Source organism: Pseudomonas sp. QTF5 (assembly GCF_000512695.2).
Taxonomy (GTDB): Bacteria; Pseudomonadota; Gammaproteobacteria; order Pseudomonadales; family Pseudomonadaceae; genus Aquipseudomonas.
Genome location: NZ_AZRW02000010.1, coordinates 20,367 through 35,582, shown reverse-complemented (window position 1 = coordinate 35,582; position 15,216 = coordinate 20,367). Strand labels below are relative to the sequence as shown.

Here is a 15,216-nt window from a genome sequence, read left to right as displayed (position 1 = left end):
TTTAACCCCGCTTCGGCGGGGTTTTTTTATTTCGGGTCAGGCAATCAGATAAGCGATACTCGTCCCATCTGTAGAAAATGATGGTCGGGGATACTGATGCCGCTGCAACGTCTGGAAAGCCTGTCGGAAATCGCGCCGCACACCTGGGATGCGCTGGTACCGGAAACTCAGCCGTTTCTGCGCCATGCCTTTCTGAGCGCGCTGGAAGACAGTGGCTGCCTCGGCCCGCATTCCGGCTGGCAGCCCGAGCATCTGCTGCACATCGAAGGCGATCGCCTGATCGCCGCGCTGCCCAGTTACCGCAAATGGCATTCCTACGGTGAATACGTGTTCGACCATGCCTGGGCCGATGCCTGTGAGCGTGCCGGCATCGACTACTATCCCAAGCTGTTGACGGCAGTGCCATTCAGCCCGGTCAGCGGGCCGCGATTGCTGGCGGCGACGATCGAGGACGGTTTCGAACTCCTGCAGAGCCTGCCGGGTTATCTGGAGATCGAAGAACTTTCCAGCGCCCACATCAACTTCACCGATCCATTCACCGACGCGGCATTGGCCGAACAGCCAGGTTGGTTGCAGCGTATTGGCTGTCAGTACCACTGGCAGAATCGCGGTTATCGGGATTTTCAGGATTTCCTCGACGCCCTCAGTTCGCGCAAGCGCAAGCAAATGCGCAAAGAGCGTGAGCAAGTGGCCGGGCAGGGCATCGATTTCGAATGGCTGGAGGGGCAACAACTGGACCAGGCGCAGTGGGACTTTGTGTATGCCTGCTACGCCAATACCTACGCGGTGCGTCGGCAAGCGCCGTACCTGACGCGGGAATTTTTCAGTCTGCTGGCCGAGCGCATGCCGGAGTCGATTCGTGTAGTGCTGGCCAAGCAAGGCTCACGACCGGTGGCCATGGCCTTCAGTCTGGTCGGTGGCGACAGCTTTTATGGGCGTTACTGGGGTTGCCTCGCGGAGTTCGATCGTCTGCACTTCGAGACCTGTTTCTATCAGGGCATGGATTACGCGATTGCCAACGGCTTCCAGCGTTTCGACGCTGGCGCTCAGGGCGAGCACAAGTTGATTCGCGGGTTCGAACCGGTGATCACCCATTCCTGGCATTACCTGCGTCACCCGGGCTTGAAGTCGGCGGTGAAAGACTTCCTTGAGCGTGAGCGGGTCGGGGTGTTGGGTTATGCCGAAGACGCGAAGACCGCCTTGCCCTACCGACAAGGCTGATCTTCGTTGCTTACAGCGTCGGTTAACTGTCTTCTTTACCTAGCCAGCGATACATCACGCCGCCGATGACCGCACCCAATAGCGGCGCCAACCAGAACAGCCACAGTTGCTGAATCGCCCAACCGCCGACAATCAGCGCCGGGCCCGTACTGCGGGCCGGGTTGACCGAGGTGTTGGTGACCGGAATCGAGATCAGGTGGATCAGAGTCAGCGCCAGGCCGATGGCGATGGGCGCCAGCCCGGCCGGGGCGCGTTTGTCGGTGGCGCCGAGAATGATCAGGATGAACATGGCGGTCATCACCAGTTCACTGACAAAACCTGCCGCCATCGAGTAGCCGCCGGGCGAGTGTTCGCCGTAGCCATTGGATGCAAGGCCGCTGGCCAGTTCGAAGCCGGGTTTGCCGCTGGCGATGAAGTACAACAGAGCCGCTGCGATGATCCCGCCAATCACTTGGGCGATGATGTAGGCGGGCAGTTCTTTGGCTGGGAATCGTCCGCCGACCACCAGCCCGACCGAGACCGCAGGGTTGAGATGACAGCCCGAAATGTGGCCGATGGCGAAGGCCATCGTCAGCACCGTCAAACCGAATGCCAGGGACACCCCCAGCAATCCGATCCCCACATCTGGAAACGCGGCCGCCAGAACCGCACTGCCGCACCCTCCTAACACTAACCAGAACGTCCCCACCAATTCTGTAGCCGAGCGTTTGAACAAAGACATAGCGATTTTCCCTGCAGAGATAACACTGTAGTTGTGCATCCAGCAGATGGACTACAGAACCATCTCCAGTACCCTGGCTGAGTACAGCAGGGTTTTAATGAAATTCCAGTGACCATAAAAAACCGCCAGGGTCGGTGTTCAAAGGGTTGTGGCGGTTCGCAGATCTAATGTGGGAGCGGGCTTGCTCGCGAAGAGGGCCTGGCATCCGGCATTAATGTCGACTGATACTCCGCTTTCGCGAGCAAGCCCGCTCCCACATTGAATGGTGGTGTCAGGGAATCAGTAGAGGCTATCCCGCACTCTCACCGGTGCTTCCCGGTCATACGTCTCGGCATAGAACTGCCCGTCGTTCAGGCGCTTGTGAAACGCCCCCGGCGGTCGGCAGCGCCGAGCGTTCGAGGTATTTCTGCGGGTTCCACAAAGCCGAACGCACGATGACTTTTGAGCAATGGAGGTATGCCGCCTTCATCATCACAAAGTCTGCTGTGTTCTATATTTTTCCGAGTATATTTTGTACTGCGCTCACCGCCCTATCGAGTACAGCTTCCTCACTAAGGTCGGTCGTATCGATCCTCACCCAATTTGCCAAACCACATCGCTCATAGCTGGATCGAACTCGATTTTGATACGCGATGAAACTTTTAAGTCGATCTTCATTGCCGCCATCATAGGCCCCGCTCTCGCTAAGGCGAAAAGACCCTTTTCTTTTCGCTGCAAGAACTGGGTCGACATCCAAAAAAATGACGGCATCAGGTTTTCTAATTGTTGAAAATATTGATATTGCCTCTTCAGCCAAGTATGTGTCTTTAAGTAAAAAACGTGCCAAGTATTTGTAGTACCAACCATCTGCGATGCAACTAACTCCAGAGTTCATTAACGGTCTGATGGCGGCATAATCTGTGGCTTGAAACCACGCGGTGATTAAACTTATCCAATGCCGGTCGCCTAATTGGTCCAGAGGGGCATTGTCCGGGTAATCCCAAAGGATTTCACGTATTCGGGACATATGAAATTCCGTATACCCTGATGATACAGGCGGTCGATTTTTATCTATATAATTCAGTTCGGAATAGGACTCAAAAACCTTGTCATATGTTGCCCTTGCAACTGTAGATTTTCCTGCGCCGTCAGTGCCTTCAAATGCGATAAATATAGCTTGCTTAGCTGGGTGATTCATGCAAATCCCCCCAAATAGGCTTCGGTATCTAACGAGTTTCTACCGCTCCCCTCAATTAATGGTTGAAACCCTTCTCTGCGATATATTTCCGACATTTTTTTTCCAAGCTTTATCAGAAAATCTACTGAGGGGCGCTGCCTGTTAGAATATTGTGAGCCAGCGTCAGGGTGAAATGCAGCAACAGCAGGTACCACTCCCATATCCCCAAAATACTCGATGCCTTCAATAATTGACTCTAGTGGTTCCATGCCAGCGACAAATCCTGCATATACGTTGCCACGACCTAAAACATCCACTGCGGCTTCGAAAGCGGCAAAAAAACGTTCGCGGGTATAATCACGAGCTTTCCCTGGGCAAACTTCTGAAAATAAATCTGGGTTGAATACCTCTAGGCTCATTGACATATTGTTGCCAATTTTTTTGAATCGATCAAAAAGGCGAAAATCCTTAGGAGGCATAGAAATTAAGTGATACTCCAAACTGCTTTGCAGATTTGTATCTTTTACACGTTCTAGTAAATCCATATGTATTGAGTATCCTTTGTCATAGTTTGGAATCGTACCGCCGTTCAATAGCACTCTCTTATATCGACCATCCTCCTCCTTGATGGCCGTAGCTACTGCTTCGCCCGCTACATCGCCCTTTATTCGCATTTTATGATCAGACAGAGTTTCTCTTGCTGATCCCAGAGAGCAGAACTTGCATTCATTGCCATCATTAAAGTAATAACAGTGACCTGGAGAAAAAATTCCGAGTGTCGAATTTCCATAGATGGTTATATGTTGCTCAAATAACTCGCCATTGCTCAAATATTTTCCATAAGATCTAGGCCTACTTGGAAATGTAATTCTCACCGTTCTATTTCCATGCTTGAGCACAGGAGTTTCTTGCTCTAAGGCTATGCGGTAGTCTGAGTACGGATTGTAATTTGCAGCTGCGATAATTTGCCCATCAAGAATGATTTCTTGCGGAGTGCGAGTACTCGAATTAAGAATGATGCTGTCACCTGTCCCATAGGCTCTCCTTTTTTCGATGTGATCTGTTCGAACTTGATAATATTCTAGAAACTCCCTAGTAAAACTTACCCCCTTACACAGTAATTCAAGTTTCAGGCTTACAGCTTCGACTAGCATACGTTATCTCCCGTTAAGTTGGTCCAGCACTACAAGATAAGTTGTATCAGTTTTTCGGAGGACAAGGCAATCAAAGTTCCGTTGTCTGAAAGAGAAGCCGGCGAAGGAGGTAGGGATAGTCTAGGGTGCCCTGTTATATCAAATAGCGCACCTCCTGCTTCTCTCAAAATCAACTCTGCTGCGGCAATGTCGCAACTACGCTCATGTCCTGGTGTGTCGATGTCAATAAAGGCATCAAGAGCCCCGGCAGCAATAAGGCAAATTTCCAATGAGGAACATGAGTAGACGCGGACTTTACTTGCCATCCATATGAGCTTTTCAATTATAATTTTTTCTCTATCCTCTTTTGGGCGGTGGAAAGAGATGCGCATGTCTTCTATACGATTGATTTTACGAGTCTGAAGTCTTTTTACAATAATCGACGACTGAAGGTAGGCTCCCTCACCTAATGCGGCGGTATATACTAAATCTCTTGAAAAATCATAAATCCAACCGAATATATAGACTCCCTCATGGTAAAGTGCCACGCTAGATGTATAAGCAGGAAAGCCTAAAACAGCGTTGTGCGTTCCATCTAGAGGATCTATAAGTAGGTAGAAATCTCCGGTATCACCATATGTGACTGCTGAAGTGTTCTCTTCGGAATATATCGTAATTCGCATGCTGATATTAGAAAGGCAGTCATATAATATCCTCTGGCAATCTAAGTCATACTGGGTTTGCGAGTTATTCCAGTATTTGTTTTCTGTCTTGGAGTCTGGTAAACAAGCCAGGGTTCCCGCCCAATAACGCCGTAATTGTTTTCTAGCCTCGTAGAGGCATTCCTCTAACTCGGGAACATGCTCGCGTCTAAATAATGGTCTCATATCGATTGTTCCATTATTAATTGTATGTGCCAATGGTCCCTGTCTAATCGGGGGGCGTAAGACTTGACTTCAAATAGTTTTCCAGCATAAACAGCGTAATCCGCGCTCATGAAGGCACTGAATGATTTTGGGAATAGCGCTACAGTTTTGACTTCGACGTTATAACCAAATTTTTTTCTAATCATGTTTGCCGCCTGCCTGAGACTACCTCCGGTATAAGCTTTATCTATAATCAACCACGGTCCGTTCGATGAGGTGGGGGTAGGGAAAACATCTTGAAAAGCGTCATCTCTACTCAGCAGGCTAGAGTCGTTTTGCCGGTGAACTTCAGAAAAGAAAATATTATGATCTCCAGTTGCCGCCAAATAGCCAAGGGCAAGCGGTAAACCCGCCGACAGTAAAAATAGTTTGTTTTTTGCTATTTTTTCGATTTTGGACCAAATTGGATGGTCCTCGTAAACATATCTCGTGTTGAGGGCGAAACTGCTATCCCAATGTTCGTGGGATATGTACTTGCTATAGAAGGCGCAGAATTTATTATGAAATTCCATGGTTTCATTACTTGTATTTATAAGTAATCTGCTCTTGGTAATACCTCGAATATCTTCTCTCGTAGGGGCTCGAGATACATCGCGATGAAGGTGTGCAAATGCCTCGCTAATAAGTGAGTTTTTCAAGTTGCCAAGGAACGATTTGGATGGGCCAGAAATAGCTATTTCTGGTGATAGCCCATCTCCTTTAATTCTACGGACCTCTCTGGAATTAATTTTGCTTGTGCTTGAGTTCAAATAATTCCATACACGCACAATGTTCTCACCGGACATACCATTGTAAATTTGCTCGAGGTTGCTCAGATCACAAATCATTTCTTCAGGATGTCGGAGGTCGAAACAGGCTCTTTGAAGATGGCAGCCATTAAGTATGGCGTTTCGATAGGTGTAATAGTCGCTTGTTTGTACGCCACTCAATGTTCGCCAACCATGATGCTCACTAATGATAGTTATAGAGTTGGTACGTTGATTTAGCGAATATGGTGCGGGATTTGCGTGATTCATAGTTACGACCTCACGATGATGCGCAAGATGGAAAAGCTCAGTTTTAGTTATCGAGTTTTATGCGGTGTCCTTTCTAATTTAATGCTCTACTAATTGGTTGCGGTTTGTGTTTTTAAGATGCTTCCTAGGCGCCAAAGTAGAAACAACATCAGAAAAAACGAACAAAATACTAGGGCTAAAAATATGGAGTTAACGCTATAGTCATAAAGTGATAGCAGTCCGACAGAAAGAATTAATCCGAGGATGTTGAGTAGCGATATAGTAAATAGCGTGGGAATCCAGAAGTCTCCCATGCTTCTTAACGTCATTCGAGTCACAACATAAACGTATTCGAATATTAAAAATGGGATTGAGGTCAGGATATTGCCCTCAATCAATCGCCTCGTCAGTGTATCGGACGTATAGATTGCTGATATATCGGCCTTTAAGAAAAAACAAGCTAGCAGAAACGGAGTCAATATAAAAAATCCGAACTTCATCCCTTGAATGTAGGTTGTGCTCAAAGAGTGGAGGTCCATTGCGACATAGTGTCGTGCGACAATTATCCCTGTAGCATTTCCCGCTCCAATTGAGACCATGTATATGATGCTTAAAAAATGGAGCGATGCCTGATACGCTGATAAGCTTATATCGTCTAAGTTTTTTGATATGAGGGAAAGCATAAAAAATAGCAGGCTTTCACCGCCAAAACAAAGTGCCATTGGGAGGCCGCCAGTAAAGTAATGCACATACGCTATAGTCGGGATGTTTCGTGAATGTCTGAATTGGGAGATATATTGATGAATTTTTAGATTAAAAAAAACGAGCGCAAAGCCAGCAAAAAAACACCTTAAGCCACAGTATGCGAACACGAAATGAATTATATTTATGTTTGATTTCGTCGAAACCAAAAAAGTGCAGACTAAAGCAAGGGTGGCAGTGAATAGCCATGTGTATATCAACTCGTATCGAACTTTTTTAATAGCATTGAAAAAATTGAAAATAACTATCTGTAAGTATAAGGCGGGGATGGAGAGTGAAAGCGTTAGTAATACTTTAAGCCCTTCGAGATTGCCGTTGTTCGTAAGCAATCTTGATGCGTTAGTGCTTAATGCGTATATAGAGAAAACAATAATTGTGCCAAGTAAAATTGCAAGCCTAAATGAAATGATTAGATCGAGCTCGATGTCGTTCGCGTTTAAGTCAGTGGATCCAGCAATTTTCACCAACGACGTTGAGAAAAATCCAATACCTACTACTGTTAGAAAGGAAATTAATGCCCATGCGAGTGATGCATGACTAAGTGAGTCGACTATAAAGTGTCCAATAAAAGAAAAGTAAAGTAGCGATGCAATCATCTCCCCTAGTCTGGAAAATATCAGCGGAATGGCTATTCGGGTAACTTCCATGTTTGGTCGCCCGTATTTGTTTAGGTATATAATGGAGGCCTGATAAGTGAAGTTGGCCGTGCTTGCAAGTCGCTCGCCTCAATCCCATTCTTTGAGTAGGCTGATTAAAGATGGAGTTCCTTCCGCAGCGAAATATTTTTTTCTGAAGTGGTATTCACACATCGATATTTTGTGCTTGGTTTGTTTTCGTTTGTTGAATTCTTTATCCAGTGCAGAAAGAGACTTTTGCCTTGATGGGTAAATTTCTGATTTTTTTAGCAGTCCTTCAATTGCCAGAAATACCAAGTCCATATATTTCAGCGTTTCTTGAATGTATGAACGGCACTCAGCCTCTGTGACCGCACCCAGTCTTGCCAAGGCAAAGAATTTATTTTTAATTTCATCAAATCCATTAACTCTGAACATATTTGAATAAACCCACTTGTAGTGCTTGTTGGTTGTGCCTGTTAAGTAGGTAAAGCTCATTGTTGTCTTTAGCATCATATCCCGAGCTATCTCACAACCCATCCAAAGGTTTCCCGACTGCCAACAGCCTTGAACATCCTGAAATGCATAAAATACGGGGAGTTTTTCACGGTGAGCTACATAAATATGCTTCTCCAAAGGTATCTCGGATTTCAATCGATTGAATTTTTTCTCGTTCTCCAATGCGTGACCAATTAATAATCTATGAATGACATTGTTCTCCGTGTTTGATAAAACTGGGCGATAGAGAAAGTGCTGATCATAAGTAATATCATCGAATACTTTCTCAATTTTGTCAGTGATGCCTTCTAATTCGGAAAATGTTATGTAATCAGCATCAATGTGGATGCTGGTGTCACCATAAAAATCTGTTGTGTTATGAACTTCTTCATCTTGGGTGATGTAATGATAGTTTATATCTGTAACTAGTGCGTGTTCGCTAGTTTTAATGTTGTTTGCTTTTGGTCGTTGGTCGCACAGAATAATACAATCGATGTCAGAATGAATTGTTCCAATCCCCTCGATTAAAGAGCCTGAAATAACGAGAATGCTTGTGCTTTCTAAAAAAGCTCTTTCGCGTAGATAGTGTTTTGGAATTGAGATTCTTCCATCTAATATGGATATCTCATTGTCAAAGATTTTTGATTGCGAGGTTTTTATGAGTGTGGTCATTACCTGTTACTCCCTGCGCGATGGTGAGAATATAACTCGAGACATTTTTGTAAGCTGTGAGAGGCCGTGCTCCAAAGAAATAGGCGCCAAGTATTTTACTTGGAATCACTTCACCGCTCGAAGGGATAGCACTCATGTACTGAACCCTAGTTTCGATATGGGCAGATCGTCAATGTTTATACTAAAAATCAGAAGTGTCTTACAGGCGTTGATGTCCAAGTATTCAACATAGGAAAAGAAACTTTTTTCTTTGAAAGATTACTCCTACAGGTAATTGTCCGAGAGGCTGTAGGAATAAAGTTGGGGGCATTGTGTCAATACAGGCTATCCCGCACTCTCACCGGTGCTTCCCGGTCATACGTCTCGACATCGAACTGCCCGTCGTTCAATCGCTTGTGAAATGCGCCCGCCGTCGGCAGCGCCGAGCGTTCGAGGTATTTTTCCGGGTTCCACACATCCGAACGTACCATCGCCTTCGAACAGTGGAAATACGCTGCTTCCACCGTCACCAGCATCACCGTGCGCGCCGGTTTGCCATTGACCGCAAAACTCTCCAGCAACCCGGGCTCGGCGCTGATCTGCGCCGTGCCGTTGACCCGCAGCGTCTCGCCGATCCCGGGGATGATGAACAGCAGCGATACCCGCGAGTCGAGCACGACATTGCGCAGCGTGTCGATGCGGTTGTTGCCCGGTCGATCCGGGATCGCCAGCGTGCGCTCATCGACGATCCGCACGAAACCCGGCGTATCTCCACGCGGCGAACCGTCCATGCCGTCGGGGCCGACCGAGCTGATAATCACCAGTGGCGAGGCGCGGACCATCGCCTGATAGTCCTCGTTCAGAAACGGGATCTGCTTGCGCACCGCGCGGTCATGGGGCAGGCCGTAGATCGCTTCCAGCGCTTCGATTGAATTCAACATCGTTCATCCCTCTACGAATCAGAAAACCAGCCCCATTCGCCGTTCGTAACCGATCCGGCCTTTGTACGCTTCGCCGCTGTCGACATAGCCAAACTTGGCATACAGCGCGATGGCCGACTCATTGTCTGCATCCACCGACAACTCCAGCCCTTTGATTTCCGGCCAGGCCTGGCGCGCAGCTTCGGGCAGGGCTTGCAGGCAGGCTTTGCCATAGCCTTTGCCTTGCGCGCGGCGATCGACTTGTAGGGCGTGCAGGGTGGCGCTGTGTTCGTTGGCCCAGGCCGGCAGCACCGGCGGGCGCTTGAGCAGCAGAAAGGCCACCGGAACATCCTCCACCAGCAGGGCAAAACCTTTGACGCCGGGACCAGGCTTGGACAGCAAGGTGTGCAACGCACCATGAATGTCGCCGGAGAATTTGATTTGTTCGGCGTGGATTTCGATGGCCTCGACCTGTTGGCGCTGCAGGGTGTTCAGGCTTTCGTAAGGCACGAGTCGGGCAGTCACTGGAGGGTCCTTTTTCCAACGGAAATGAGCCTCGGATTCTAGCGAATTTGCACCCATGGATTATTTTTATTTCGGTTGTCGATTTGGCTTTTCGCCAGACGACTAAGGGTGTCTTCAACAAAAAAACACGGAGAAACCATCATGAATGCTCAAACACAAATCCATAACCTGATCGAGAACTATCGCCAGGCGGTAATCGCCAAGGACGTGGAAAAGGTCATGGCCCTGTACGCCGACGACGTTGTCTCCTTCGATGCCGTCAAAGCCCTGCAATTCAAGGGCAAGGCGGCCTACCGTGCGCATTGGCAGGAATGCATGGAGATGTGTCCTGGCCCGCACATTTTCGAGTTCCATGAAATCACCATCGAACCGTCCCAGGAGATCGCTTTCGCGCACTGGCTGGCGCATTGCGGCGGCACCAATGAAAAAGGTGAAACCCAGGCTTGCTGGATGCGCGTCACCGCCTGCTACCGCCAGGAAGCGGGGCTATGGCAGATTGTTCACGAACACTGGTCGGCGCCGTTCGACATGACGAGCGGCGCGATCCTGTTCAATCTGGAACCCTGATTCGTCGGGCTGTTTATCGGGAAGCAGCGCCAAAGCGCCGATCTGCGGCCATAGTTGACTCGTTCGATCCTGGAGAAACTCATGAAATATTTATGCCTGGTCTACAGCAACGAGCACGCGTTGCACTCGCTGCCCGAAAGCCCCGATGACGCCGAGTGCATGGCCTATGCCGAGTCGATCCAGGGCAGCGGCCGGATGATCGCCGCCGAAGCGCTGGAGTCGGTGCAGACCGCGACCACCGTGCGCATGCGCAACGGCAAAATGTCGGTCACCGATGGCCCGTTCGCTGAAACCAAGGAGCAGTTGGCCGGCTTCTACCTGATCGATGCCAAGGACCTCAATGAAGCCATCCAGGTCGCCGGCAACATTCCGGCGGCCCGGGTCGGCTGTGTTGAAGTACGCCCTGTGCGGCAGTTGAATCCCTGAGTGATGGCGGACGCAGCGGTCAAGGCGCGAGTCGAGCAGGTCTACCGCGAAGATTCGCGGCGGATTCTGGCGACCCTGATCCGTCTGCTCGGCGATTTCGACCTCGCCGAAGAAGCGCTGCACGAGGCGTTCTTCGTCGCGGTCGAGCGCTGGCAGCGTGACGGTGTGCCGGACAATCCACGCACCTGGCTGGTGTCCACCGGGCGCTTCAAGGCCATCGATGTAGTGCGTCGGCGCGCGCGCTTTAACGCGTCCCGACCGATGCTGATCGCTCAACTGGAAGAGCTGGAGCAGGCTGACTGGAGTGATGAAGATGTGGAAGACGATCGCTTGCGGCTGATTTTCACCTGTTGTCACCCGGCACTGGCGGCGGACGCCCAAGTGCCGTTGACCCTGCGCGAAGTCTGCGACCTGACCACTGAAGAAATCGCCCGAGCCTTTCTCGCGGCGCCGGCCACCATCGCCCAGCGCATCGTGCGGGCCAAGGCCAAGATTCGTGACGCGAAAATCCCTTATCAGGTGCCCACCCTGACGGAACTGCCCGAGCGTCTCGACAGCGTGCTGCGGGTGATTTACCTGGTGTTCAACGAAGGGTACTCGGCGTCTGTCGGCAACGAATTGACCCGCGAAGACCTGACGCGCGAAGCGATTCGTCTCGGTCGGTTGTTGATGGAATTACTACCCGAACCGGAGGTAATGGGGCTACTGGCGCTGATGCTGTTGCACGAATCCCGGCGCCCGGCCAGAACCTCACCCGACGGCGAGTTGATTGTGCTGGACGAGCAGGATCGCTCGTTGTGGGATGCCGAGCTGATTGCCGAAGGCTGTGCACTGGTTGAGCGGGCGCTGACGACTCGGCGCTTCGGGCCTTATTGCCTGCAAGCGGCGATTGCGGCGGTGCATGCCGAAGCGCCGACGGCGCAGGAGACGGACTGGCTGCAGATTGTCGGCCTGTATGACGTGCTGCTGCGGGCCGTGCCATCGCCGGTGATCGAACTCAACCGCGCGGCGGCGCTGGCCAAGCGCGATGGCCCGTTGACCGGATTGATGTTGATCGAAGGGATTCTGGCGCGGGGCGAGTTGCTGGATTACCACCTGGCGCACTCGGCGCGGGCGGAGTTTTACCGGCAGTTGGGGAGGGTGGAAGAGGCGCGAGCGGCGTATGAGCGGGCGCTGGAATTGACGCAGCAAGTGCCGGAGCGGCGGTTTATCGAGGGGCGGCTCAGGGTGTTGGAGTGATCATGGATGTGCGGTGCAGCAGCGGGCCTCTTCGCGAGCAAGCCCGCTCCCACAGTGGTTTTGTGTCGGACACATATTCTGCGTACACCGACGATCCAATGTGGGAGCGGGCTTGCTCGCGAATGGCAGCACCGCTATTCCAGCATCTTGCTCAATAACCAACTCCCCGCCGGCCCCGGTGGATGCAGGCGCGACCACAGCGCATCGACGCACACCGGTTTCGGCCAGCCGCGCACATTCAGTTCCACCAACGAGCCAGCCCCGAATCGCCCCACCAACCAACGGGGCAACGGCGCCCAGCCGAACCCGCCCTGGGCCATTTCCAGCAGCATCAAATAACTCGGCGCCGACCAGACGCGACCTTTCGCGCGGCTTTCATACGGATTGACGATCGTTGCCAGACGCAGCTCGCGGTGCTGTTGCAGCACGTCCTGATCGATTCCCTTCAGCTTCGCCAACGGGTGAGCGTGGGACACGAACAGGGCGATTTCCGTGCGCTCGTCCACCGTCGAACTGACCAGGTCGGGTGGGTAATTATCCTGCATCTCGGCGAAGGCGACATGCGCTCGGCCGCGCTGCACCAGCGCCACCAGGTCATCGCATTCGGCGATCAGGCATTCAAGTTCCAGGTCTGGATAACGCTGCTCGAAAGCACTGAGCGTCGCTTCGAAACGGTCGGACTGATAGGTGTCGGATATCGCCACGGTCAGCTTCGGTTCGACGCCTTGGGAGAGTTGGCTGGCGGTCATTTCCAGACGGCTGGTGGCGGCCAGAATCTCCTCGGCCCGTTGCAGCATGACGTGCCCGGCCGGGGTCAGGCTCGGCTTGCGACTGCTGCGGTCGAAGAGGGCAAGGTTCAGGTCGATTTCCAGGCTGGCCACTGCGGCGCTGATGGTCGACTGACTGCGACCGAGCTTGCGCGCAGCCGCAGAAAACGAGCCTTGAGTCGCCGCCTGGACAAACGCCAGCAACACTTCGTGGGAAGCCATGAGCTATCGCCTTGATCGATGGTTATTGGTTATGAAGTATCGGTTCGATAACCGATCATGGCAACCACAGTCACTCAGGGAGTCTGGCCATGAACGCCAACAAATCCATCACTGAACGAATTTTCCAGGCCATCGGTTTCGAACTGCTGGCGATATTGATCTGTACTCCGCTGCTGGCCTGGGTCATGGACAAACCCATGCTGGAAATGGGCGCGGTCACCTTGGCCATTGCAGCCCTCGCCCTGGCCTGGAACGTGGTCTTCAACGGCGTATTCGACCGGTTGCTCAAGCGCTTTGCCATTGTGCGTAACGCTTGGGTGCGCGCGGTGCATGCGCTGTTGTTCGAAGGCGGCCTGGTCGCGTTTGGCGTGCCATTGATTGCCTGGTGGCTGAAGGTCAGCCTGTGGCAGGCGTTCTTGCTGGACATCGGCGTACTGCTGTTTTTCCTGCCGTATACCTACGTTTATCACTGGGGTTATGACGTGGTGCGTGAGCGGCTGTTGGTACGCAGGGCTTGCGAGGTTTAAAAGCAAAGATCGCAAAACTTGTAGGAGCGAGGCTTGCCCGCGAAGAACGATAACGCGGTCATTTTGTCAGACCGGGGCGCTCCATTCGCGGGCAAGCTTCGCTCCTACAGGGGTGGGGACGGTGAGAATGGCGGGGACGGTGGTGATGGTCGTGATGGTCGTGATGGTCGTGATCAATAATCCTGCCGCTTGCGAAACGCCCAGCGTCCGGCAATCAGGGTAAACGTCGCGACTAGCGCCACCAGAATCCAGAACCCCTCCGGATCACCGGAAAGCGGCACGCCGCCGACGTTCATGCCGAAAAAACCGGCGATGATGTTGATCGGCAGCGCCAGCACCGTGACCACGGTCAGGGTGAACAGCGTGCGGTTGCTCTGTTCGTTGAGGTTGGCGGCGATTTCTTCCTGCAACAGCTTGATCCGTTCACCGAGGGCCGTGAGGTCGTTGATGATCAGCGCAAACTCCTCGGTGGACTTGCGCAGCTCCTTGACGTCCTCCTTCTGCAACCATTGCGGCGGGCGATTGAGCAGGCGCAGCAACGAGCCCGGCTCCAGCGCCAGCAACCGTTGCAGGCGCACCAGCACCCGGCGGTTGGCGCCCAGCTCAGCCCGGTTGGTCGACAGGCGCGAAGACAGCAACTCATCTTCGATCTGATCGACGCTGAGGCTGGTCTTGCGCACGATCTGCGTCAGCACTTCGCCCTGATCGCGCAGCAAATGCACCAGCAGTTCCAGCGGCGAGCGAAAACATTCACCGGCCTTCACCGAAGAGCGCAGCTTGTCCACCGAGTGCAACGGTTGCAGCCGGGCGCTGACGATCAGCCGACTACGGGCGCAGACCCACAGCGTCGAGACGTCCGATGAAACCATGCTGCTGAGGTTGAACACCACGTCGTTGACCACCGCCAGCAACGCCGAATCGACATGCTCGATGCGCGTCGAGCGAGAACCTTCGTGCAGCGCCTCGAAAAATTCATCAGGCAAGGCCAGATGGCTTTTCATCCAGCGCTCGCACGCGGCATGGGCCAGGTTCAGGTGCAGCCAGAGGAATTCATCACTGTCGTCCGGTTGTTGCAGACAGTGCAGCGCCTTGGCCGAATCGATCTCTCGGCCGCGCTCGCCGGGGCGAAAACTAAAACCGTAAAGCAGGCCGAACAGGTTGGAATCGCGATGGCGCTGGTCGATGCTGTGGTTCATGAGGTCTCGCTGTGAGGGGGACGCCTGTCGCAGGTTTCACAGGTTCACTTGAGCCCCATCATCGCAACGTATTTTGAAGGTTTTGTGACAGTTGAATGGCGCCGGAAATCCGCCTCCTACCAGTGGTCGGGAGGGGCTCAAGAAAGGCTC

17 protein-coding genes and 1 pseudogene are annotated in these 15,216 nt (G+C 52.0%); 6 read left to right on the top strand and 12 right to left on the bottom strand.

Going from position 1 to position 15,216, the window contains the following annotated elements; all coding sequences use genetic code 11:
- Positions 1-96 precede the first annotated feature (96 nt).
- Positions 97-1,221, top strand: coding sequence for a GNAT family N-acetyltransferase (locus IC37_RS10455; RefSeq protein ID WP_030132606.1), 1,125 nt, complete (start codon positions 97-99; stop codon positions 1,219-1,221).
- A gap of 22 nt (positions 1,222-1,243) precedes the next feature.
- Here the strand turns inward: IC37_RS10455 and aqpZ are convergent, their stop codons facing one another.
- From aqpZ to IC37_RS30465, 7 genes and pseudogenes are all read right to left on the bottom strand, one after another.
- Positions 1,244-1,942: an aquaporin Z gene (gene aqpZ, locus IC37_RS10450; RefSeq protein WP_030132605.1), complete on the bottom strand. Its 699-nt coding sequence runs from the start codon at positions 1,940-1,942 to the stop codon at positions 1,244-1,246.
- Between the two features lie 279 nt (positions 1,943-2,221).
- Positions 2,222-2,411: pseudogene (locus IC37_RS30470) on the bottom strand (pyridoxamine 5'-phosphate oxidase family protein); the annotation flags it as partial.
- 21 nt (positions 2,412-2,432) lie between these two features.
- A complete protein-coding gene (locus tag IC37_RS10440) occupies positions 2,433-3,119 on the bottom strand; it encodes a thymidylate kinase (RefSeq protein WP_081729437.1) in 687 nt (228 codons plus the stop codon).
- Positions 3,116-4,252 carry a radical SAM protein gene (locus tag IC37_RS10435; protein ID WP_030132603.1) on the bottom strand — a complete coding sequence of 379 codons (1,137 nt, stop codon included), beginning with the start codon at positions 4,250-4,252 and terminating at the stop codon, positions 3,116-3,118. Before IC37_RS10435 ends, IC37_RS10440 begins: the two co-directional genes overlap by 4 nt.
- Before the next feature lie 29 nt (positions 4,253-4,281).
- Positions 4,282-5,118, bottom strand: coding sequence for an inositol monophosphatase family protein (locus tag IC37_RS10430; protein ID WP_081729436.1), 837 nt, complete (start codon positions 5,116-5,118; stop codon positions 4,282-4,284).
- On the bottom strand, positions 5,115-6,173 hold the full coding sequence (locus IC37_RS10425) for a hypothetical protein (RefSeq protein ID WP_030132602.1): 1,059 nt from the start codon (positions 6,171-6,173) through the stop codon (positions 5,115-5,117). Before IC37_RS10425 ends, IC37_RS10430 begins: the two co-directional genes overlap by 4 nt.
- Positions 6,174-6,262: 89 nt before the next feature.
- Positions 6,263-6,874, bottom strand: coding sequence for an MATE family efflux transporter (locus IC37_RS30465; protein ID WP_256580706.1), 612 nt, complete (start codon positions 6,872-6,874; stop codon positions 6,263-6,265).
- A 166-nt stretch (positions 6,875-7,040) separates the two neighbouring features.
- Here IC37_RS30465 and IC37_RS30460 point away from each other — a divergent pair, with 166 nt between their 5' ends.
- Positions 7,041-7,451: a hypothetical protein gene (locus tag IC37_RS30460; RefSeq protein WP_256580707.1), complete on the top strand. Its 411-nt coding sequence runs from the start codon at positions 7,041-7,043 to the stop codon at positions 7,449-7,451.
- A gap of 188 nt (positions 7,452-7,639) precedes the next feature.
- On the opposite strand, the gene IC37_RS10415 is transcribed toward IC37_RS30460, so the two are convergent.
- The 3 genes from IC37_RS10415 to IC37_RS10405 form a co-directional block, all read right to left on the bottom strand.
- Positions 7,640-8,698 (bottom strand): hypothetical protein, encoded by a 1,059-nt coding sequence (locus IC37_RS10415; protein ID WP_030132600.1) that lies wholly within the window; start codon positions 8,696-8,698, stop codon positions 7,640-7,642.
- 314 nt (positions 8,699-9,012) lie between these two features.
- Entirely contained in the window at positions 9,013-9,618 is a 606-nt protein-coding gene (locus IC37_RS10410; RefSeq protein WP_030132599.1) for a pyridoxamine 5'-phosphate oxidase family protein, read from the bottom strand.
- Positions 9,619-9,636: 18 nt separating this feature from the next.
- Entirely contained in the window at positions 9,637-10,122 is a 486-nt protein-coding gene (locus tag IC37_RS10405; RefSeq protein ID WP_030132598.1) for a GNAT family N-acetyltransferase, read from the bottom strand.
- Between the two features lie 141 nt (positions 10,123-10,263).
- On the opposite strand from IC37_RS10405, the gene IC37_RS10400 reads away from it, so the two are divergent.
- The 3 genes from IC37_RS10400 to IC37_RS10390 all read left to right on the top strand — a co-directional run bounded on the left by IC37_RS10400 (position 10,264) and on the right by IC37_RS10390 (position 12,354).
- Positions 10,264-10,689, top strand: a complete 426-nt coding sequence (locus tag IC37_RS10400) for a nuclear transport factor 2 family protein (protein ID WP_030132597.1) — start codon at positions 10,264-10,266, stop codon at positions 10,687-10,689.
- Between the two features lie 81 nt (positions 10,690-10,770).
- Positions 10,771-11,115, top strand: coding sequence for a YciI family protein (locus IC37_RS10395; protein WP_030132596.1), 345 nt, complete (start codon positions 10,771-10,773; stop codon positions 11,113-11,115).
- Between the two features lie 3 nt (positions 11,116-11,118).
- The gene (locus IC37_RS10390) at positions 11,119-12,354 is read left to right on the top strand and encodes an RNA polymerase sigma factor (RefSeq protein ID WP_030132595.1); all 1,236 of its coding nucleotides are present in this window, start codon (positions 11,119-11,121) and stop codon (positions 12,352-12,354) included.
- 134 nt (positions 12,355-12,488) lie between these two features.
- Here the strand turns inward: IC37_RS10390 and IC37_RS10385 are convergent, their stop codons facing one another.
- Positions 12,489-13,343, bottom strand: a complete 855-nt coding sequence (locus IC37_RS10385) for a LysR family transcriptional regulator (protein ID WP_030132594.1) — start codon at positions 13,341-13,343, stop codon at positions 12,489-12,491.
- 89 nt (positions 13,344-13,432) lie between these two features.
- On the opposite strand from IC37_RS10385, the gene IC37_RS10380 reads away from it, so the two are divergent.
- Positions 13,433-13,870, top strand: coding sequence for a multidrug/biocide efflux PACE transporter (locus IC37_RS10380; RefSeq protein ID WP_030132593.1), 438 nt, complete (start codon positions 13,433-13,435; stop codon positions 13,868-13,870).
- Positions 13,871-14,043: 173 nt separating this feature from the next.
- Here the strand turns inward: IC37_RS10380 and IC37_RS10375 are convergent, their stop codons facing one another.
- Complete coding sequence (locus tag IC37_RS10375) at positions 14,044-15,066, bottom strand: transporter (protein ID WP_030132592.1); 1,023 nt, start codon at positions 15,064-15,066, stop codon at positions 14,044-14,046.
- Positions 15,067-15,216: the final 150 nt, after the last annotated feature.